17 protein-coding genes and 1 pseudogene are annotated in these 18580 nt (G+C 71.8%); 5 read left to right on the top strand and 13 right to left on the bottom strand.

The genetic code is table 11. The annotated features are described in order from the left end of the window. Positions 1 to 35 precede the first annotated feature (35 nt). From acnA to H505_RS0131795, 10 genes are all read right to left on the bottom strand, one after another. Entirely contained in the window at positions 36 to 2720 is a 2685-nt protein-coding gene (gene acnA / locus H505_RS0131750; RefSeq protein WP_051301404.1) for an aconitate hydratase AcnA, read from the bottom strand. Between the two features lie 43 nt (positions 2721 to 2763). Further along, the gene (locus H505_RS45625) at positions 2764 to 3093 is read right to left on the bottom strand and encodes a putative quinol monooxygenase (protein WP_051301405.1); all 330 of its coding nucleotides are present in this window, start codon (positions 3091 to 3093) and stop codon (positions 2764 to 2766) included. Beyond that, positions 3081 to 4178 carry an Ldh family oxidoreductase gene (locus tag H505_RS0131760; protein WP_034520859.1) on the bottom strand — a complete coding sequence of 366 codons (1098 nt, stop codon included), beginning with the start codon at positions 4176 to 4178 and terminating at the stop codon, positions 3081 to 3083. The genes H505_RS45625 and H505_RS0131760 overlap by 13 nt, the downstream gene beginning before the upstream one ends. Continuing rightward, the gene (locus H505_RS0131765; protein WP_026405185.1) at positions 4175 to 4828 is read right to left on the bottom strand and encodes a class II aldolase/adducin family protein; all 654 of its coding nucleotides are present in this window, start codon (positions 4826 to 4828) and stop codon (positions 4175 to 4177) included. Before H505_RS0131765 ends, H505_RS0131760 begins: the two co-directional genes overlap by 4 nt. Beyond that, positions 4825 to 6111: a 3-oxo-tetronate kinase gene (otnK, locus tag H505_RS0131770; RefSeq protein ID WP_245592678.1), complete on the bottom strand. Its 1287-nt coding sequence runs from the start codon at positions 6109 to 6111 to the stop codon at positions 4825 to 4827. Before otnK ends, H505_RS0131765 begins: the two co-directional genes overlap by 4 nt. Beyond that, positions 6108 to 6797, bottom strand: a complete 690-nt coding sequence (locus H505_RS0131775; RefSeq protein ID WP_026405187.1) for an aspartate/glutamate racemase family protein — start codon at positions 6795 to 6797, stop codon at positions 6108 to 6110. The genes otnK and H505_RS0131775 overlap by 4 nt, the downstream gene beginning before the upstream one ends. Before the next feature lie 59 nt (positions 6798 to 6856). Further along, on the bottom strand, positions 6857 to 7948 hold the full coding sequence (locus tag H505_RS0131780; protein ID WP_034520862.1) for an isocitrate/isopropylmalate dehydrogenase family protein: 1092 nt from the start codon (positions 7946 to 7948) through the stop codon (positions 6857 to 6859). A gap of 49 nt (positions 7949 to 7997) precedes the next feature. After that, entirely contained in the window at positions 7998 to 9122 is a 1125-nt protein-coding gene (locus tag H505_RS0131785) for an ABC transporter ATP-binding protein (protein WP_026405189.1), read from the bottom strand. Continuing rightward, positions 9115 to 10797, bottom strand: coding sequence for an ABC transporter permease (locus H505_RS0131790; RefSeq protein WP_199747677.1), 1683 nt, complete (start codon positions 10795 to 10797; stop codon positions 9115 to 9117). Before H505_RS0131790 ends, H505_RS0131785 begins: the two co-directional genes overlap by 8 nt. Positions 10798 to 10955: 158 nt before the next feature. Beyond that, the gene (locus H505_RS0131795; protein WP_026405191.1) at positions 10956 to 12125 is read right to left on the bottom strand and encodes an ABC transporter substrate-binding protein; all 1170 of its coding nucleotides are present in this window, start codon (positions 12123 to 12125) and stop codon (positions 10956 to 10958) included. Positions 12126 to 12359: 234 nt separating this feature from the next. Between H505_RS0131795 and H505_RS0131800 the strand changes: the two genes are divergently transcribed. From H505_RS0131800 to rraA, 3 genes are read left to right on the top strand one after another with little or no spacing between them, the layout of a single operon-like run. Next, positions 12360 to 13061 (top strand): GntR family transcriptional regulator, encoded by a 702-nt coding sequence (locus H505_RS0131800; protein ID WP_051301409.1) that lies wholly within the window; start codon positions 12360 to 12362, stop codon positions 13059 to 13061. Positions 13062 to 13075: 14 nt separating this feature from the next. Continuing rightward, the gene (locus H505_RS0131805; protein WP_026405193.1) at positions 13076 to 14257 is read left to right on the top strand and encodes an MFS transporter; all 1182 of its coding nucleotides are present in this window, start codon (positions 13076 to 13078) and stop codon (positions 14255 to 14257) included. Between the two features lie 15 nt (positions 14258 to 14272). Beyond that, on the top strand, positions 14273 to 14743 hold the full coding sequence (gene rraA, locus H505_RS0131810; RefSeq protein WP_026405194.1) for a ribonuclease E activity regulator RraA: 471 nt from the start codon (positions 14273 to 14275) through the stop codon (positions 14741 to 14743). Between the two features lie 67 nt (positions 14744 to 14810). Here the strand turns inward: rraA and H505_RS52555 are convergent, their stop codons facing one another. Next, positions 14811 to 14942, bottom strand: a complete 132-nt coding sequence (locus H505_RS52555; RefSeq protein ID WP_267898527.1) for a hypothetical protein — start codon at positions 14940 to 14942, stop codon at positions 14811 to 14813. Positions 14943 to 15081: 139 nt separating this feature from the next. Between H505_RS52555 and H505_RS52845 the strand changes: the two are divergent. Next, positions 15082 to 15387 (top strand): annotated as a pseudogene (locus H505_RS52845) (IS481 family transposase); the annotation flags it as partial. 473 nt (positions 15388 to 15860) lie between these two features. Here H505_RS52845 and H505_RS45635 read toward each other — a convergent pair. Beyond that, positions 15861 to 16751 (bottom strand): endonuclease/exonuclease/phosphatase family protein, encoded by an 891-nt coding sequence (locus H505_RS45635; protein WP_425248274.1) that lies wholly within the window; start codon positions 16749 to 16751, stop codon positions 15861 to 15863. A 31-nt stretch (positions 16752 to 16782) separates the two neighbouring features. Between H505_RS45635 and H505_RS51275 the strand changes: the two genes are divergently transcribed. Beyond that, the gene (locus H505_RS51275) at positions 16783 to 17325 is read left to right on the top strand and encodes a VOC family protein (RefSeq protein WP_211238603.1); all 543 of its coding nucleotides are present in this window, start codon (positions 16783 to 16785) and stop codon (positions 17323 to 17325) included. A 348-nt stretch (positions 17326 to 17673) separates the two neighbouring features. Here H505_RS51275 and H505_RS0131835 read toward each other — a convergent pair whose 3' ends face one another. Then, complete coding sequence (locus H505_RS0131835) at positions 17674 to 18444, bottom strand: IS5/IS1182 family transposase (RefSeq protein WP_026405197.1); 771 nt, start codon at positions 18442 to 18444, stop codon at positions 17674 to 17676. Positions 18445 to 18580 lie beyond the last annotated feature (136 nt).

Consider the following 18580-nt stretch of genomic DNA (forward strand, 5'->3'; position numbering starts at 1 on the left):
GGGCCGCCGGGGCCCTGGGCCCCGGCAACGCAGGATCAGGCATCCGTCTGCTCGTCCGGGGCCGGTCGGCGGGCCAGCAGCTCGCGTAGGACGGAGGGCATGATGCCGCCGTGGCGGTAGTAGTCGGCCTCGCGCGGGGTGTCGAGGCGCACGGTCGCTTCAAAGGTTCGGTCGTCCGCGGTGACGGTGACGGTGCGGGGGACGAGCCCGTCGTTCAAGGGCTCCAGCCCGCGGATCGTGTAGGTCTCGCGGCCGTGCAGTCCGAGGGTCTCCGCGTCCTGCCCTTCGAGGAACTGGAGCGGGAGGACGCCCATGCCGACGAGGTTCGAGCGGTGGATGCGTTCGAAGGAGGCGGCGATGACGGCTCGGACCCCGAGGAGGGCCGGGCCTTTGGCGGCCCAGTCGCGTGAGGAACCGGCGCCGTAGCCGTGACCGGCGACGACGATGGTCGGGACGGAGGCGGCGCGGTATCCGGCGGCGGCGTCGAAGATCGGGGTGACGGCGCCGCCGTTGAGGAAGTCGAGGGTCTGGGGGCCTTCGATGTGGGGCACGAGGTGGTTGCGCAGTCTGGGGTTGGCGAACGCTCCTCGCATCATGATGGTGTGGTCGCCCCGGCGGGACGCGTAGGTGTTGAGCTGTTCGGGCGGCACCCCGCGGTTCGCGAGGTGGCGTCCGGCGACGCTGTCGGGGGTGATCGCGCCGGCGGGCGAGATGTGGTCGGTGGTGATGGAGTCGCCGAGCTTGACCAGGACGCGCGCGTCGCTGATGTCTCCGACGGGGGCGGGGCGGACCGGCAGGCCGTCCAGGTAGGGCGGCCGACGCAGATAGGTGGAGTCTTCCTGCCACGGATAGGTCTTGGTCGAGGGCGTTTCCAGGGATTGCCAGCGTTCGTCGCCGTCGAAGACGGTGGCGTAGCCGCGGGCGAACATCCCGGGTTCGAGGACGCCGTCGACGATGGCGCGGACCTCGTCGGCGTCCGGCCAGACGTCCCGCAGATGGACGGGCTTGCCGTCCCGGTCGGTGCCGAGCGGTTCGGTGGTCAGGTCGATGTCCATCGTCCCGGCGATGGCGTAGGCGACGACGAGCGGTGGGGACGCCAGGTAGTTGAGCTTGACCTCGGGCTGGATGCGGCCTTCGAAATTGCGGTTGCCCGACAGCACCGCGGCCGCGGTGAGCCCGCCGTCGCGGACGGCCCGGGAGACTTCGGGGACGAGCGGGCCGGAGGCGCCGATGCAGGTCATGCAGCCGAATCCGGTGAGGTGGAAGCCCAGGTCCGCGAGGTAGGGGGTGAGGCCGGCCTCGTCGTAGTAGTCCATGACGACGCGGGAACCGGGGGAGAGCGTGGTCTTGACCCAGGGGCGGCTGGTGAGCCCTCGCTGGACGGCCTTCTTGGCGAGCAGCGCCGCGGTCACCATGACCGACGGGTTGGACGTGTTGGTGCAGGAGGTGATCGCGGCGATCGCCACGGTGCCGTGCCGCAGCTCGTGGGTGCCGCCGTCGAGGGTCACGGGGACTGGCGCCTCTTTCGGCACGGTCGCGTTGAAGGCGGCTTTGGCCCGGTGCAGCGGGACGCGGTCCTGCGGGCGGCGCGGCCCCGCCAGGGAGGGCCGGACGGTGCTCAGGTCGAGTTCGAGCTCTTCGGAGAAGGCCGGTGGCTCGTCGGGCGAGGCCCACAGGCCCTGGGCTTTGGCGTAGGTCTCCACGAGGGCGACGTGCTCGGGGTCCCGGCCGGTGAAGCGAAGGTAGCCGAGGGTCTCGTCGTCGATGGGGAAGTACGCGGCCGTCGAGCCGAACTCGGGGCACATGTTCGCGATGGTGGCGCGGTCGGCGACCGGCAGGTCGGCGACGCCGGGGCCGTGGAACTCGACGAACTCGCCGACGACGCCGTGGCCCCGCAACAGCTCGGTGATGGTGAGGACGAGGTCGGTCGCGGTGACGCCGGCGGGGAGCCGGCCGTGCAGGCGCAGGCCGACGACGTCGGGCAGGAGCATGGCGATCGACTGGCCGAGCATGGCGGCTTCGGCCTCGATGCCGCCGACGCCCCAGCCGAGGACGCCGAGGCCGTTCACCATCGTGGTGTGCGAGTCGGTGCCCAGGCAGAGGTCGGGGAGGGCCCACCCGTCCCGCTCGGTCACGACCCGCGCGAGGCGTTCGATGTTCACCTGGTGCATGATCCCCATGCCGGGCGGAACCACCGTGAACTGCCGCAGTGCCTCCTGTCCCCACCGGAGGAAGCGGTACCGCTCGTGGTTGCGGCGGTACTCCAGCTCGACGTTGCGGACGCGCGCGTCCGGCCGTCCGAACACGTCGGCGACGACCGAGTGGTCCACGACCAGCTCGGCCGGGACGAGCGGGTTGACGTCCGCCGGATCGCCGCCGAGCCGCTCCATCGCGTCGCGCATCGCGGCCAGGTCGGCGATGACGGGCACGCCGTTGGTGTCGTGCAGGAATACCCGGGACGGCCGCAGTTCGACCACAGGGCCGGCGGGAGAAGAGGGCTGCCAGTTCGCCAGCGCCTCGATCGCCGCGGTCGACGCCCGGGAGCCGTCCTGGTGCCGCAGCAGGTTCTCCAGGACGATCCGCAGGCTGAACGGTAGGCGGCGGGGGGCGAGTTCGCCGATCCGGTGGATCGACAGCTCCCGGGATCCCAGGCGCAGCGTGCCGCGCGTCCCGTAGGCGTCCAGGCCGGACGCGATCGAGCCGCTCAGGTGCCGGGCCATCGGTTTCCTCCTGTTCTCGGGCAGGCGCCCACGCGGAGCGTGGTCATCGGCCCTGGTGATCCGGTTTCCCGGGCGCGGGGAGCTCCGCCGGGACGCAGTAGGTGTTCTGGTGGGTGCCGGGCACGACGCAGGCGGCGGACGCGGCCTTCCAGGACGGGTAGTGCGAAGCCGACCGGTGCTCGTGGAAGAACGCGTGCTCGTCCCGGTAGATCTCGTGCAGGACGAACGCGCACGGGTCGTCGGTTCTCTGCAGGACGTCGAAGCGCAGGCAGCCGGGCTCCCGCCGGGTGGCCTCGGCGTTCTCGGTCAGGGCGCCGCAGAAGTCGTCGAGCTTGCCGGGCTCGACCCGCATGTTCACGATCACGACGAACACGGTCTTGCCGCCCCCTCGCTGATTGGTTCCGGCATCGCGACGCCGGATTCGCGGGCGAGCCGGACCAGTTCGGAGCGGGTGCGGGACGGGAGAGGAATCCCCGTCCGCGCGGAGGTGCGTGCGTTGCGGTCCTCGATCTCGCCGGGGTAGAGGATCTCTCCGCTGCCGGGGGCCGTCGGCACCGCCTTGGTGAGGTGGATGAGGTCGTCCAGGCGGCGGGCGAATTCCCGTTCCGGCAGGAGGGCGTCGACGCGCACCGCGATGACCAGATGGCCGCATCCGCTGCGCCGGTCGGGGACGTAGGGGCCCGCGATCGCGGTGGCGTAGGAGGAACCCGTCAGCACCCCGGACAGGACGTCCATCATGAAGGAGATGGCGTAGCCCTTGTGCCCGGCCATCGGCCGGACGATCCCGTCGATGGCGGCCCGCGGGTCGGTGGTGGGGTTCCCGTCGGCGTCGATCGCCCAGTCGGCGGGGATGTCCTCACCGCGTTCGAGCGCGGCGTAGATCTTGCCTCGGGCGACGACGGTGTTGGCGATGTCGAGGACGACCGGGTCCGCGCCCGCCCGGGGCGCGGCGATCGACCACGGGTTGGCGCCGACGGTCTTCTCCCGGCCGCCCCACGGCGCCATCGCCGGGCTGCCGTTGGTGGTCAGGATCGCGACGCAGCCGGCCGCGGCCATCCTGCGGGTGAAGTAGGCGGCGGTGCCGAAATGGTTGCCGTTGCGGACGGCCACCACGCCCACCCCGTGCTCGGCTGCCCGCCGCACGGCGTCGTCGCAGGCCCGGGCGGTGACGACCTGCCCCACGCCGTCGCGGCCGTCGAGCACCGCCACCGCCCCGGCGTCGACCGGCATCGCGACCTCGGTGACCGGTCTCATCACGCCCGTTCTCAACCGCTCGACGTACCAGCCGAGGCGTAGGAGCCCGTGCGAGGGATGTCCCCAGGCGTCGGCGACGACGAGGCTGTCGGCGACGAGGCGGGCGTCGTCCAGGGGTACGCCCTGCGCCATGAGGATCTGTGCGGCGACGTCGGTCAGGGCTTCGGCGGGGTACCGGGCGGGGGAGTCGTCGGCCGGGGTCACGCCGGTCCTCCCGTCCTGATCGCCGGGACGGTCAGACCGGCCGCCTGCTCGGGGGACAGGGGACGGGTCGGATGGCCCTGCAGAAGGAACCACAGGCGGGCGGTCTCCTCGATCTCTTCGGCGACGTCGGCCGCGGCCGACAGGTCGGCGGCGGCGGCGACGGAGCCGTGGTTGGCCAGCAGCAGCGCGTGGACGTCCCGGGCGGCCTCTTCGACGACCGGTTCCAGCCGGACGTCGCCGGGGGCGTGGAAGGGCAGGACGGGCAGCCGCCCGACCCGCATCGCGTAGTAGGCGGTCAGCGGCGGCAGCGCGTCCGCGGGGTCGATCCCGGCGTGGCAGGAGAGCGCGACGGCGTGCGTGCTGTGCAGGTGCACCACGGCTCCGCAGGACGGCCGCGCCCGGTAGACGGCCAGGTGCAGGAACGCCTCCTTGGACGGCGGCGGCCCGCTCACGTGCCGCCGGTCGTCGGGATCGACGAGGGCGAGCGCGTCCGGGGCGAGGGCGTCCAGCGATCCCCCCGTCGGAGTGATCAGGACGCCGGCGGACGTGCGCACGCTCAGGTTCCCGGTACGGCCGTGGGTGAGGCGGCGCGCGTGGAGGGAGGCGCCGAGCGCGACGATCTGCGCGGCGGCCTCGGCGACGCCGATCACCGGTGGCCTCCGATCGCCCGCACCAGGAGGTCTTCCCGCCCGAAGTTGCCGGACTTGAGGAGCAGCGCCAGTTCGGGGCCGCCGGTCGACCGGCACCAGGCAACTCCCCGGTCCTCCTCCTCGGCCACCACGACGGACCGGACGCCCAGGCGGTCGAGGACGGCTCCGGAGGTCTCGCCTCCCGCCACGACGATCCGGCGGTAGCCGAGCCCGACGGCGTGTTCGGCCACGCGGGCCAAGACGTCCTCCAGAACCGCCCCCGCGGCCGGACCCAGCGGGGAGTCCGCGCGCTCGGCGGCGTCGGCCGAGGAGTAGACCATGACAGGTCCGCCGCCGGCGTGGGCGTCCAGCCATGCGCGGGCACCGGCGATCAGCCCGTCCCGGTCCGGTGTCCGCGCCGGGTCCACCCGGTAGGACGGCATGGCCGCCCGCGCGGCCTCCACCTGCGCCAACGTGGTCTGGGAGCAACTGCCCGCCAGGACGATCCCCGGACCGGCGGGCAGTGCGGCCGTGTCGTCCGTCCCGTCCATGTCCGTTTTGTCCCGGTAGGCCGCCGCGATCGCGCCCGCGAGCCCGGCGGCGCCCGTGACGACGGGCAGGTGGGCGCTGCCGGCGGCGAGGACGGCGAGGTCGCCGTCGCTCACGGCGTCGGCCACGGCGTAACGGACGCCCTGCCGGCGCAGCGCGTCCAGCGCGTCCCGCACGGCGGCCGCCCCGTCGCGGACGGTCTCGTGGGGGAGCAGGGCGACGGGGTGCGGCGTCTGCCTGCCCAGGACGCGCACCAGGTCCGGATCGGTCATCGGGGTGAGGGGATGGTCCTTCATCGACGACTCGGACAGGAGCCTGTCCCGCACGAACAGATGCCCCTGGTAGACGGTCCGCCCGTGCTCGGGCGCGGCCGGGCACACCACGGTCAGCGGGACGCCGGCGTCGTCCAGGATCGCGTCGGCGACCGGGCCGATGTTGCCCTCGTCGGTCGAGTCGAACGTGGAGCAGTACTTGAAGTAGAGCCGCGCGGCGCCGAGTTCCGCCAGCCGGCGGCGGGCGTCCAGCGTGCGGGCGACCGCCTCGCCGACGGGCGCGGTCCGGGTCTTCAACGCGACGACGATCGCCTCGCACGACGGCGGCACGGTGCCCGGCTCCGGCGGGCCGAACGACAGCACCGTCCGCAGACCAGCCCGGCGCAGCGCGGCCGCCACGTCGGTGCCGCCGGTGTAGTCGTCGGCGACGCAGCCCAGCGCCACACGTCCGGACGCCTCGGCGCGTTCGGGTACCCGGCTCACCGTGTCCCCGCCGGGACGGGGGCGGCGTCGAGGAGCCGCCGCCGCAGCAGGCGCGCGGCCATCAGCGGCGGGCTGAGCACGTCGCGGCCCAGCCGCTCCGCCAGCGCGCCGTGCGCGGGGGTGAGGGAGTACTGGCCGAGCAGGAACAGCGTGCCCTCGCCGACGTGCGGCCGGGCCGCCCGGACGAGCGCGTCGGCGAGCGCCTCGCGGTCGCCGGCCGACGCCGCCGCGGCCGCGCCGTCCGCCATCACCCCGGTCACCCGCGTCGGCGAAGCGCCCAAGGCGGCCTCCAACCGGGCGACCGAGTCCGCCACCGCCGAGGGCAGCGACCCGATGACCACGGCGCGGCCGGGGGCGCGGTGGACGATCTCGTCGAACATCGCCTGGTCGGACCCCAGCACCGGCAGCGTGTGAAGCCGCCGCGCCAGGCCCGCGACCGGGCCGTACATCGAGCACGACAGCAGCACGGCGTCGGCGCCGCCCCGGACGGCGTGGTCGATGAGGGCGAGCATGCGGCGGCGCAGCGCCGGGGTCGTCCCGCCGGCGGAGTCGGCCTCCGACACCAGCCGGTCGTCCAGCAGGTGCCAGGGCCGGGCCTCGGGGAAGCCCTCGCGCAGCCCCTGCGCGGCGGGCGCCATGGACGCCGCCGCGGCGTTGATGATCGCGACCAGCGGGGACGCGGACATCACGGCCGGTCCTCCGTTCTCTCGGGCGGTTCGAGGCCCCTGCGGGGCGTCCGTGCCGGTCACGGCCGCGCGACGGCCGCGGCGACCGCCTCGGCGAACCGGCGCGTGCCCGCCGTCCCGCCCATGTCGGGGGTCGCGGTCCCGGACCGCACCGTGTCCGCGAGCCCGCGCCGGATGAGGTCCGCGGCCGTGTTCAGCGCGTCGTCGCCGCGGCGGGCGGCGAGCCAGTCCAGCAGCATCGCGGCGGACAGGATCATGGCCGTGGGGTTGGCGACGTCCCGGCCCGCGATGTCGGGCGCGGACCCGTGCGCGGCCTGCGCCATGGCGCGCTCGGCGGAGGCGTTGATCGACGGGGCGCTGCCGAGCGAACCGGCGATCTCCCCCGCGAGGTCGGAGAGGATGTCGCCGAACATGTTCTCGGTGACGACGACGTCGAACTCGTCCGCCCGGCGCACCAGGTGCACCGTCATGGCGTCGATGTGGAAGTCGTCCACGGTCACGTCCGGGTAGTCCGCCGCGACCTCCAGGCACACGTCCCGGAACATGCCGGTCGTCATCCTCAGCACGTTGGCCTTGTGCACGATGGTGACCCGGCGGCGCCGACGTTGCGCCAGCTCGAACGCCTCCCGGGCGATGCGCTCGACCGCCGGGCGGGTGATGATCCCCATCGCGATCGCCACGTCGGGCGAGGGCATGAACTCGCCCGTCCCCTTGTAGGTGCTGCGGTCGGCGTAGAACCCCTGGGTGTTCTCCCGCACGATGACCAGGTCGGTCCCGGGCACGATGGCGTCCGCGCCCTCGAAGGCGGTGGCCGGGCGGATGTTGGCGAACAGGTCGAAATGCTTGCGGATGGTCCCGCTGGGGTTCAGCCGGGACCGGTGGGGCTCGGGGTAGGCGGCGCTGTCGTGCGGGCCGAGCAGCCAGGCGTCCAGCCCGTCGAGCGCCTTGAGCGTGGTGTCCGGGACGGCGCTGCCGTGGGCGTCGATCGCCGCGCGGCCCAGCGGGAGCTCCTCCCAGCCGACGGGCGGGGCGCCCGCCGCGGCGACCGCCGCGTCGACGGCCAGCACGGCGGCGGGCACGATCTCGGGGCCGATGCCGTCGCCGTGCAGGACGCCCAGCCGGTACGGGCGGGGGGACACGTTACTGGTCACAGCGTTCCTCGATTTCCGTGTGTGCGGGGTGCGGTGGTCGGTGGCGGGGTCAGGAAGTGGTGGTCAGGGCCTCGACGTCGGCCGGTACGGCGTCGTCGGCCGGGTACAGCAGGCAGACGTCCGGGGCGGCGGCGAGCGCCAGCTCGCCGGTCAGGCCGGGCCGTCCGGTGGAGACCTGGACGAGCCGGTCGCCGATGCGCACCTCGTACTCGTGCCGCGAGCCGACGTAGGAGGCGGTGACGACCTCGCCCCGCAGGACGTTGGCGTCCGCGTCGGCCGCGCGGCCGCCCGCCAGCACCTTCAGGCGCTCGGGGCGGACGGCGACGGTGACGGCGGATCCGGCCGGCAGGTCGGCGGACCGGGTGCGGACCGTCTGGCCGTTGCAGTCCAGGACGACTTCGGCGCCGTCGCCCGTGACGGCGCTCAGCCGTCCGGGGAGGAAGTTGCAGCGGCCGACGAAGGACGCGACGCCGACCGTCGCGGGCTCCTGGTAGATCTCGTGCGGGGGGCCGACCTGGACCAGGTGCCCTTCGGACATGACGGCGATGCGGTCGCTGAGCGCCAGCGCCTCTTCCTGGTCGTGCGTGACGTAGACGGTCGTGATTCCCAGTTCCTCCTGCAAGCGCTTGAGCCAGGCGCGCGCCTGCTCCCGGAGCTGGGCGTCGAGGTTGGACAGCGGCTCGTCCAGGAGGAGGACGTCGGGGGAGTAGACCAGCGCGCGGGCCAGCGCGACGCGCTGTTGCTGGCCGCCGGACATCTGGTGGGGGTAGCGGTCCCGCAGGTCCTTCAGGCCGACCTTCTCCAGGGCGTCGTCGATGAGGGTGGCCTGCGCATTTTTGTCGACCTTGCGAATCTTCAGGGGCATCGCGAGGTTCTGCGCGACCGTCATGTGCGGCCACAGCGCGTAGGTCTGGAACACCATCCCCAGGTCGCGGCCCTCGGGCGGGACGAACGTCTTGGCGGCGGTGTCGACGAAGACCTTCTCGCCGACGGTGATGCCGCCCTCGGTGGGACGTTCCAGGCCCGCGATGCACGACAGCGTGGTCGACTTTCCGCAGCCGCTGGGGCCGAGGAGGGTGAAGAACTCGCCGTCCTCGATGGTGAAGTCGATGTCGTGCAGCACGGTGTTGCCCGCGAACCGCTTGGACAGTCCGGCGACTCTGACCTCAGGCATCCTTGCGTCCTCTCATGAGCAGGCCGGCGAGTCCGACGAAGACCGCGGTGATGGCGATCTGGAGGGTGGCGAGAGCGGCGACCGAGCCCGTGTTCCCCTGCACCCAGAGCTCGAGCATCGTGGTGCCGATGATGTTGGCGTCCGCGGAGCCCAGGAACACCGCCGGCGAGTACTCCTTGAGCAGGGTCACGAAGGTCAGGATCAGGGCGCCCGCGAAGGCCGGGCGGAGCAACCGCGCCAGGACGCGGGAGAACGCCCGCACCCAGTCGGCTCCGGAGACGCGCGCGGCGTCGTCCAGTTCCCGGCCGATCTGCATCAGGGACGGCGCGACCGAGCCGAAGCCGCTCGGCAGCGCCCGGATCCCGAACCCGATGATGATCGCCCAGAGCGTCCCCATGATCAGGTCGCCGGCGCCGAACGGGGCGAAGGCCAGCGCCCAGAACAGCCCGATGCCGACGATGATGCCCGGCATCGCCTGCGGCGCCAGCGCCAGGTACTCCACCGCCCGGGCGAACCGGAAGGACGACCTGCGCGCCACCATGACCGCCAGCATCGCCAGCGCGCTGACCAGCACCGCGCCGACCGCCGCGACGATGAGGCTGTTGCGGATCGACTGGACGTACACCGGGTACTCGAAGATCCGCTCGTAGTTGGCCGCGGTGACCGTCTTCAGCGGCGACTGGAGCGGGGTGAACACGTGGGTGAAGCTGCGGAACACCAGCCCGGCGATGGGGACGAGCGCGCCCAGCACCACGTAGACGGTGATGGCGGCGACGGCGACCCACTTCAGCCGGCCGAGGTCCAGCGGCCGGGGGCGCGTGGCCTTGCCCCGCACCGACACGAAGCGCTGCGCGTTGCGCAGCAGCTTGGCCTGGGCGGCGACCAGCACGACGGTCACCAGCAGGATCAGGGTGGAGGCCGCGCCGAGCACGCCGTAGTCCGGGTCGATCGACTGGAGCCCGTTGGTGTACAGGAACGTGGAGAAGACCTCGATGTGGACGGGCTCGCCGTACAGCAGCGGGATGCTGAGCGTCTCGATGGACATGCTGACGACGAGGATCGAGCTGTAGACGATCGGCGGCCGCAGCATCGGCAGGACGACCGACCACAGGATGCGCAGCGGCCCCGCCCCGCACACGCGGGCCGCGGCCTCCAGCGACGCGTCGTTCTGCCGCAGCGTGCCGGCGCAGAACGTGTAGACGATCGGGGCCAGCGCGACGGCCTCGGTCAGCGCCATCCCGGGGATGGAGTACAGGTTCCACGGGACGGTCCCGATCGTCTCCCTGACCTGGACGCTGACGAAGCCCGCGGGGCCGTACATGATGATCCAGCCGAAGCCGAGGATCAGCGAGGAGATGAAGAACGGCCACTGCATCAGCGCGGCGAAGAAGCGCCCGGCGGGCAGCGCCGTCCGCGTCACGACGATCGCCATGGGGACGGCGATCAGCAGTGCCAGGACACTCGTGAGACCGGCGAAGAGGAGCGTGTTCAGCACGACCCGTCCGAACCCGGCGTCGGTGAACAGGCGGGCGTAGTTGTCCAGGCTCAGCGCGCCGCCGGCCTCGTACAGCGGCCGGTCCAGGAACGACTGGTACAGCGTCGGCACGACCGGTGCCAGGACGAGCACCGCCAGCGCCAGCAGCACCGCGTACTGGAGGCACAGTTCCCGCGGCATGCCCAGGATCCGGCGGTACCGGGGGGCGCGTCCGCGTCGCGGTGGCGGTGGCGGTGGCGGGTCGGCCGCGACGGGCGGCTCGGTGAGAAGCGACATGGGGTGGTTTCCCTTCGCTGCGGGGCGGGAAGCAGCGGGCGAGTAGGGGCCTGACGGCCGGTTCAGCGGGCGAGCAGGCCGTTCCAGCGGCCGAGGAAGGCGTCGACCTCTCCTTCGGCCACCTCGGCGTACTCGGTGACGATCACGTTGCCGGCGCCGACCTCGCCGACGAGTTCCTGGTACGTGTGGCGTCCGCCGCCGGCCCGGACGCCGTCGCGGTAGGCGGTCAGCCCGCCTTCGGCGACCGCCCGCTGGCCCTCGTCGGACAGCAGGAAGTCGACGAACAGCTTGGCCGTCGCCTTGTGCGGCGCGCCGGCCGCGATGCCGATCCCGCGGGGGAGGACGACGGTGCCCTCGGACGGGAAGGCCAGCTTCAGCAGGCCGCCGCTCCGCTCCACGACCGGATAGGCGGGGGCCGCGTTGATGAAGAAGCCCGCGACGTACTCCCCGGAGGTGATCTTCTCCAGTTGGGTGCCGGACGACGTCTCCGGACGGGCCATCGGCAGCAGCGTGCCGAGGTGCGCCCACGCGCCGGGTCTCGCCTCGGTGAAGGCGTGCGACACGGTGAACCCGAACGAGCCCTCGACGTCCCGCGCGGTGATCCTGTCGCGGTACTTGTCGGGGTCCTTGGCCGCCAGGTCGGCCAGCCGTCCGAGGCCGGTGAGGTCCTCCTCGAGCAGCGCGCCGTTGTAGACGATCGCCAGCGGATCGACCGACATGGCGTGGACGCCCGGCAGCAGCCTGCCGAATTCCGGCAGCTTCGAGACCTCGGGCGACTCGTACTCCAGCAGGGTGCCGTCCCGTCCGGCGAAGTCCGCCCACGCCTGGGCGGCGTTGGAGACCAGCAGGTCGGCGGGCGACCCGCCGGTGGCCTGCTCGCTCAGCACCCGCTGGAACACCTCGTCGCTGTCCAGGTTGCCGGCGGACACCTTCTTCACCCACGGGTACTTCCGCTTGAAGTCCCGCAGGACCGGCGTCCAGTTCTCCTGGTCGGTGTTGGAGTAGATGGTGAGGGTGCCGCCCTCCTTCTTGGACGCCTCGATGACCGACGAGTATTCGGCCGGGTAGTACGACGGCGGCCGGCCCGTGGCGACGGGTTGGAGGGGGACCGTCTCGTTTCCTCCGCACGCCGCCAGCAGCGCGGCGGCCGCGCCGGCGGCGAGCAGCCCCAGGATGCGGTGTCGCCGTGGCCGGACCGTCCGCGCACGGTCCGGCGAAGTCATAACGGGCATGGCAGTCCCTCCTCGGCCGACCGGGGGTCGGCGTCTGTGACGACGCTCACTGTGCTTCGTTATAACCTATGACGTCAACCCTTCAGCGGGATTCTTTTCTCGGCAGGTAAGGCCGCACAGCCTTCACAAACGTGTATCTGCGGCCTTGTAAGGCCCTTGTGGGCTGCTGTTCGGCGCCGGGTGGGGAGGGCGATGTAGGTTATAGTCTGTTCGGACCAAGGGACGGTGATGCGGGTGAGCGAACCGGCGGAGCTCTACACGACCAAGGCGGAGTACGCCTACATGCGGCTGCGCGAGCGGATCCTGTCGGGCGAGCTGCCGCCCGGCACGGTGATCCCGCAGGCACGGCTCGCGCGGGAGATCGGCATCAGCACCACGCCGCTGCGCGAGGCGCTGCGGCGCCTGAAGAGCGAGAACCTGGTCGACCTCGACGCCCACCGCGACGCCCGGGTCAAGCCGCTGCGGGCCGAGGAGGCGCGGGACCTGCTGGAGCTGCGCCGCTCGCTCGATCCGCTGGCCGCCGCGCTGGCCGCGGACCGCCGCACGAAGGAGGACATCGGCCTCCTGCGCAGCTCGATCGAGGGCTTGCAGCCCCTCCCCGGCGACCCCGCCGTCGAGCAACTGGTCGCCCACCGCCGCTTCCACGCCGCGATCTACCGGGCGTCCCACAACGAACTGCTCATCGAGACGCTGGACGGCCTGTGGGACAAGGCCGACCGCTACCGGCGGCTCGCCCTCGAAGTCGACCGCGGCCAGGCCGAGCGGGACAAGAAAGCAGCCGAGCACCAGGCGCTCCTCGACTGCATCCTCGCCGGGGACGCCGACGGTGCCGCCGCGGTGATGCGCGAGCACATCGACACCAGCCTCGGCGCCAAGGCGGCCTGGAGGCTGCGCAAACCCGCGGGCGAGGCCCCGGAACCGCTTCGCGACGCCTGAGCCGTCCACCCCGGATGACTTCGCGCACTTCCTCCCGGCACGCGCGGTTCGCGGTCCTCCTGCTCCATTCGGTCGTCACGCAGTTGCTCACGTTCGTCCTGCGTCCGACCATGACCTACCGCGCCATGGAGCTCGGCGTCCCGGACGCCGCGCTCGGCATCGTGGCCGCGAGCTTCGCCTTCGCGCCCCTCGTCCTCGCCATCCCCGCCGGACGACTGGTCGACGGGGTCGGCGAACGCCGCGTCATGATCGGCGGCGCGCTACTGCTCACCTGCTCGTGCGCCGTGTTCATCGCGGTCGGCGGTTCCGCGGGCGGCCTGTTCGCCGCCGGGATGCTCCTGGGAGCGGGCCACTTGTGCAGCGTCCTCGGGCAGCAGGCGATGGTCGCGAACACCGCGCCCCGCGGATCCCACGACACCGCGTTCGGGCACTACACGTTCGCCGCCTCGCTCGGGCAGGCGATCGGCCCCGGCTTCATCGTCGTCTTCGGCGGGCACCGGGCCGTCCCCGACACCGGCGCGATCTTCCGCTGGTCCACGGCGGTCGCCGCCGCCCTCATCGTCCTGAGCCTGGCGCTGCCCGGACGGCCTCCCGCGCGCACCACGTCCTGCGAGACCGCGGCCGGCATCGGCTCGCTGCTCCGGCTGCCCGGACTCGTCCACGCGCTCACCACGAGCTGCATCGTCCTGGCGGCCGTCGACATCACCCTGGCCTACCTCCCGGCGCTCGGTGCCGAACGCGGCCTGTCGTCCGGATCCGTCGGCGCGCTGCTCGCCCTGCGCGGCCTCGCCTCCATGGCGTCGCGGCTGTTCCTCGGCCGGCTCACCCGCCTCCTCGGCCGGCGGCGCCTCCTGGTCGCGAGCACCCTCGGCGCCGCCGTCGCCATGGCCGCCCTGCCGCTCCCCGTCCCCTTCTGGCTCCTGGCGGTCCTGCTCGTCGTCGCCGGGGCGGGACTGGGCGTCGGGCAGCCCGTGACCATGTCGTGGCTCGCAGAGTCCGCGCCCCCGGGGCTGCGCGGCCGCGCCATGTCGCTGCGCCTGGTCGGCAACCGCACCGGGCAGATCATCGTCCCCGGAGCGGCCGGCCTGCTCGCGGCCGGTCTCGGGGCGGGCGGCGTCCTGTGCGCCGCCGCCGCGGGCCTCGGCTGGGCCGGTCTCCTGGCCCGCCGCCTCCCCACCGGCCCCCCGACCCCCTAGAACAAAGGAGTACCCATGCACATCGTCACCGCCGACCTCTACGACGAGCACGGCGACGCGCTCCAGTCCTGCTCGCTCCAGTTCCGCCAGTACGGGCGCCGCCAGGCGTTCCACGGGCTCGTCGCGACCGTCCGCTGCCACGAGGACAACGTCCTGCTGAAGAACGCCTTGAGCGAGCCGGGCGACGAAAGGGTCCTGGTCGTCGACGGCCAGGGCTCCCTCGACGCGGCGCTCATGGGCGACCAGATCGCCCGGCTCGCCGCGCGCAACGGCTGGGCGGGCGTGATCATCAACGGCGCCGTCCGCGACACCGCCGTCCTCGCGACCATCGCCGTCGGCGTCAAGGCGCTCGGCTCCAACCCCCGCAAGAGCCGGAAGAAGGGCATGGGCGAACGGGACGTCCCCGTCACGTTCGGCGGCGCCGTCTTCCGCCCCGGCGACGAGGTCTTCAGCGACGAAGACGGCATCCTCGTCGCGCAGGCGTGACGGGGGACGCCCGGTCCCCGGCAAGCCCGCGCGCGGCGGCCCCGGCCTCAGACGAGGCGAGGCGGCATCAGCGCAGTTTCGTTGCCGCCCTGCGCCCGGCCGCCCGCAGGTGGGCCCGGTGAACGGCGGTGCGCCGCACCTCCGGGTAGTCGATGCCGATCGCGGAGCCGTCCAGGATGCCGAGGAGGGCGTCCACCACGTGCCCGACCAGGGCGTTCCCCGAACCGTGCGCGATGAGCGCGTCTCGCGACGTGACCGCTTCCGCGGAAGCGATGACCGCCCACAGCAGCCGGACGCGGGCAACCTCGCCACGGCCCTCGTTTTCGACGGCCGACTGGTCGCGTACGTCGCCGCAGGTGGAGGAGCGGGTGGGGGCCGCCCGCCATGAGCTGCGGGCCGGGCCCGACTAAATCGCCGCCACTGGCGTGCCGGCCCGGGTCACCCGCATCTTGCGCCGCCACATCCCCGTCTTGGTCGCCTGCGACCCGCTCACCGGACGGCAGATCCGCGCCACCCCCATGAGCACCCGCCGCTACGAGCACCCCGAACCGGGCGCGATGATCCACCTGGACGTCAAGAAACTCGGTCGCATCCCCGACGGCGGCGGCCGGCGGATCGACGGCCGCAGCGAGACCGTGCGCGGATTCGCGGTCGCGAAACTCCGGCGTTTCAACACCCGCCAGGGGTAAGCATTTTTGTCCTCTACGGAAAGCGTCGCCGTTTAGATCGCCACCTTAATCGCCCATCGGGCCGATTTATTGCTGCGTGTCTGTCGCGAAGCCGTGGCCAGTTAGACCTTTTCTCGCGGGGTGATATTGGCAAGTTTCTCGTAGCAGGTGATGGCGGCGGCGAGGGCAAGGCAAGGGTGGTCAGCGTCCCGCCGCTGCAGCTCGAACGTCGGGATCAACCGAAACGATCGTCCACAACTCTCACGGCGCCAATCGGATCGCAAGATTCGACGCCAGAACCGAGCACCCTCCGGCAACTCGCCTCATCTCCCACCTGGGACGCGCTCTTGGGCTTCTCGGCGGGGAGAGGCCATTATGGAACTTTCTTCTCAATTCTCAGCCGCAATTCGACCAGCCGGTTCTCTCGCTTCCCTCGCCCCGGGCCTCAATCAGAGATCGTTGCGGTGGCTGCCGGGCAGTCGGACCTCGGCGGTCACCGGCAGGTGGTCGGAGGCGCCGGGGTCGGCCGTGACCACTGCGGCCGTCCGGGTGACCACCGACGAGGACGTGAGCACGTAGTCGATCCGGGCTGTGGGGTTCTCGCTGTTGTAGGTGTGCCCGGCGCCCACGCCGCGCTCGACCCAGGAATCGGCCATCTCGTCGGTGAGGGCGCGGATCTCGGCCGACTCGGGGGTCGCGTTGAGGTCGCCCAGCAGCACGAACGAGTGCTCGGGGTTGCCGATCAGTTCCTCGATCGCGGTGACTTGCGCGAGCCGTTCGGCGGCGTTGTTGTGCTGCAGGTGGGTGTTGTAGACGGTCAGCGGGACGCCCCGCACCCGGATGCGGGCTCGCAGTAGGCCGCGCTGCTCACCGTCGTCGAACCGGGGGAGCAGGGTGTTGTCCCAGTCGAGGATCGGGCTCTGGGTCAGGATCGCGGTCCCGTACTGGCGGCGCGGTTCGCCGGGCCGCTCCGGGTCGCGGTCGAGGTTGGCCCCGTACACCACGTGCATGCGGAGCCGGCGCGCCAGCCAGGACGCCTGGTCGACGAAGTCGCTGCGCTGCGACCAGTGCCGGTCGACCTCCTGGAGCCCGACGACCTGGGAGTCGGCCCCCTGGATGACCCGGGCGATGCGTTCCAGGTCGAGTTTCCCGTCAGTGCCCTGTCCGTGGTGGATGTTGAAGGTCATCACGGTCAAGGCCCTTGGCTTGGGCCGGGCAGCGGCCGGCGCGGTGAACTGACCCACGATCACCACCGTAAACAACATCGTCACCAGAAAACGGCTTGCGCGCATCAACGCCTCCTCGATCATCGACCGCGCGCAAGCGTGCTCCAGCCTCATGAAAACCAGGCGAACGGCAAGGAGACCGTTCTTGTCCGGACGACGGCGCCTCGCTGCCTACTCGAACCGCGAGCAGGCCGACGTGAACCAGATCGGTGGATGCCCTCGGCGTATCCAGCCTCTGGTCGTGGAACGGTTCGGCGGTGATACCGATGAAGCGACGGTCTGCCTCCGTCAGATGAGTTCCGGTCATGGGAGTGGTCTGAGTTCCGAAACGGCTGAGGAGGGTGGTGTCCGAGTGGACTTGTACTGCGTCATGCCGGTAAGTGACCGGACCGAGGCACTGGAGTGGTTCGAGGTGTTCTTCGGGCGCGCCGCGGACGAGGTCATCGGCGATGAGTACCTGTGGCGCGTCGGTGAGAACGCGTGGATCGTCGTCGACGAGCGGGCCGAGCGGGTAGGCGGTGCCGTGATCACGTTGGGTGTGACCGACCTCGACGACATCCTGGCCCGCCTCGCCGCGCGCGGCATCGGGCACGAACCGGTGGAGACCTACGGCAACGGCGTGCGCCACGTCGTCGTGCTGGACCCCGACGGGAACAGTCTGTCGCTCGCCGAGGCCCCCGCCCAGTAGGCCACAGATCGGGGATGTGGGACAGCCCGCCAAGCGTCGCCCGACTGTCACTGGCCGGCTTTTCGCCGAATACGGCGTCACCAGCGCGCGCGGGCACGCCGTCGATCCGAGGCGCTCGGCGCTGAAGGTTCGATCACCGGGCTCAGTGCCAGATAATCGTCTGCCATCACGTAAATGAAAGTGAGGGCGATGAGCGAGTGGAATCCGTGGACGGTCAAGCCTGACGCCGAGCGGGACCGGTGGCAGTTCACCCCACTGCAGGGCGTCGGGCCCCTCGCCTTCGGGATGAGCAAGGACGAGACGGCGGCCGCGCTCGGCGTCCGCCTGGACGACCTCAGTGACCCTTTTTCAACGTGCGTTGAGCTCGCGGTTCTGGAGGACGTGGATGGCCTTGGCCAGGTGACCGGCTCGATGCGGGCAGCAACGCAGCTTGGTCAGGATCTTCCAGTTCTTCAGCTGGGCGTTGGCGCGTTCGCCGGGCCCGCGGAGCTTGGCGTGGGAGCGGTTGGCGTCCTTGAGTGGCTCGGGCTTGTTCTTGCCTCTGTAGGGCGTCTGGATGTGCGGATCGGCGCCGACGTAGCCCTTGTCGGCCAGGACCAGGAGCCCGGAGGCGGCCAGTTCACGGACCAGGCCCCAGATCCTGGCGGCCTTCAGGTCGTGGACGGAGCCGGGCAGCGGGCCCGACACCCACAGGATGGTCCCGTCCGGCGAGGCGAGGACCTGCAGGTTCATTCCGTGTTTCTTGTGCTTGCCCGAGTAGAAGGGCCGGTCGGCCTTCACCCGGTCGATCGGGATGAGCGTGCCGTCCAGGACCAGGTACGGCAGGCCGTCCTTGCGGGCCTCGGCCAGTGCCCGGCCGAGCTTGGGTGAGCGGGCCGACAGCAGCGCGACCGTCTCGTTGACGTATCGCCAGGCGGTGGTGGTCCCGACGCCGAACCCGGCGCCGAGCTGCGCGAACGTTTCGCCCTTCTTCAAGTACGCCAGCGTCATCAGCGCCTGCATGCCCGCCGTCAGTGCCCGGCCCTTGCTGCCGGCCTGCTTGCGGTGGCGGCCGACGACCCCGGTCACGTACTGCAGCGTCTGACGCGACAACGGCAGCGAAGAACGGTAGAAAAGCATGTGAAGCCTCTGGTGGGATCGGGCGGTGGTGAGAGACCACCCGTCCTACCAGGGCTTCTTTACGTTCCAGGGCCCGCCACACCGCCCGCGATCATGATGTGATCACGCACCGTCGGACGCTGCTGGAAAAGGTTCA

Origin of the sequence: Actinomadura rifamycini DSM 43936 (assembly GCF_000425065.1) — a bacterium.
Lineage (GTDB): Bacteria > Actinomycetota > Actinomycetes > Streptosporangiales > Streptosporangiaceae > Spirillospora > Spirillospora rifamycini.

What these genes read in the sequence shown, in the direction of transcription:
- H505_RS0131835 (WP_026405197.1), bottom strand. Translation starts at nt 18,444, where the DNA reads ATGCTTTTCTACCGTTCTTCGCTGCCGTTGTCGCGTCAGACGCTGCAG.
- H505_RS0131805 (WP_026405193.1), top strand. Translation starts at nt 13,076, where the DNA reads ATGACTTCGCGCACTTCCTCCCGGCACGCGCGGTTCGCGGTCCTCCTG.
- H505_RS0131795 (WP_026405191.1), bottom strand. Translation starts at nt 12,125, where the DNA reads ATGCCCGTTATGACTTCGCCGGACCGTGCGCGGACGGTCCGGCCACGG.
- H505_RS0131775 (WP_026405187.1), bottom strand. Translation starts at nt 6,797, where the DNA reads ATGTCCGCGTCCCCGCTGGTCGCGATCATCAACGCCGCGGCGGCGTCC.
- H505_RS45635 (WP_425248274.1), bottom strand. Translation starts at nt 16,751, where the DNA reads ATGAGGCTGGAGCACGCTTGCGCGCGGTCGATGATCGAGGAGGCGTTG.
- H505_RS0131785 (WP_026405189.1), bottom strand. Translation starts at nt 9,122, where the DNA reads ATGCCTGAGGTCAGAGTCGCCGGACTGTCCAAGCGGTTCGCGGGCAAC.
- acnA (WP_051301404.1), bottom strand. Translation starts at nt 2,720, where the DNA reads ATGGCCCGGCACCTGAGCGGCTCGATCGCGTCCGGCCTGGACGCCTAC.
- rraA (WP_026405194.1), top strand. Translation starts at nt 14,273, where the DNA reads ATGCACATCGTCACCGCCGACCTCTACGACGAGCACGGCGACGCGCTC.
- H505_RS0131790 (WP_199747677.1), bottom strand. Translation starts at nt 10,797, where the DNA reads ATGCCGCGGGAACTGTGCCTCCAGTACGCGGTGCTGCTGGCGCTGGCG.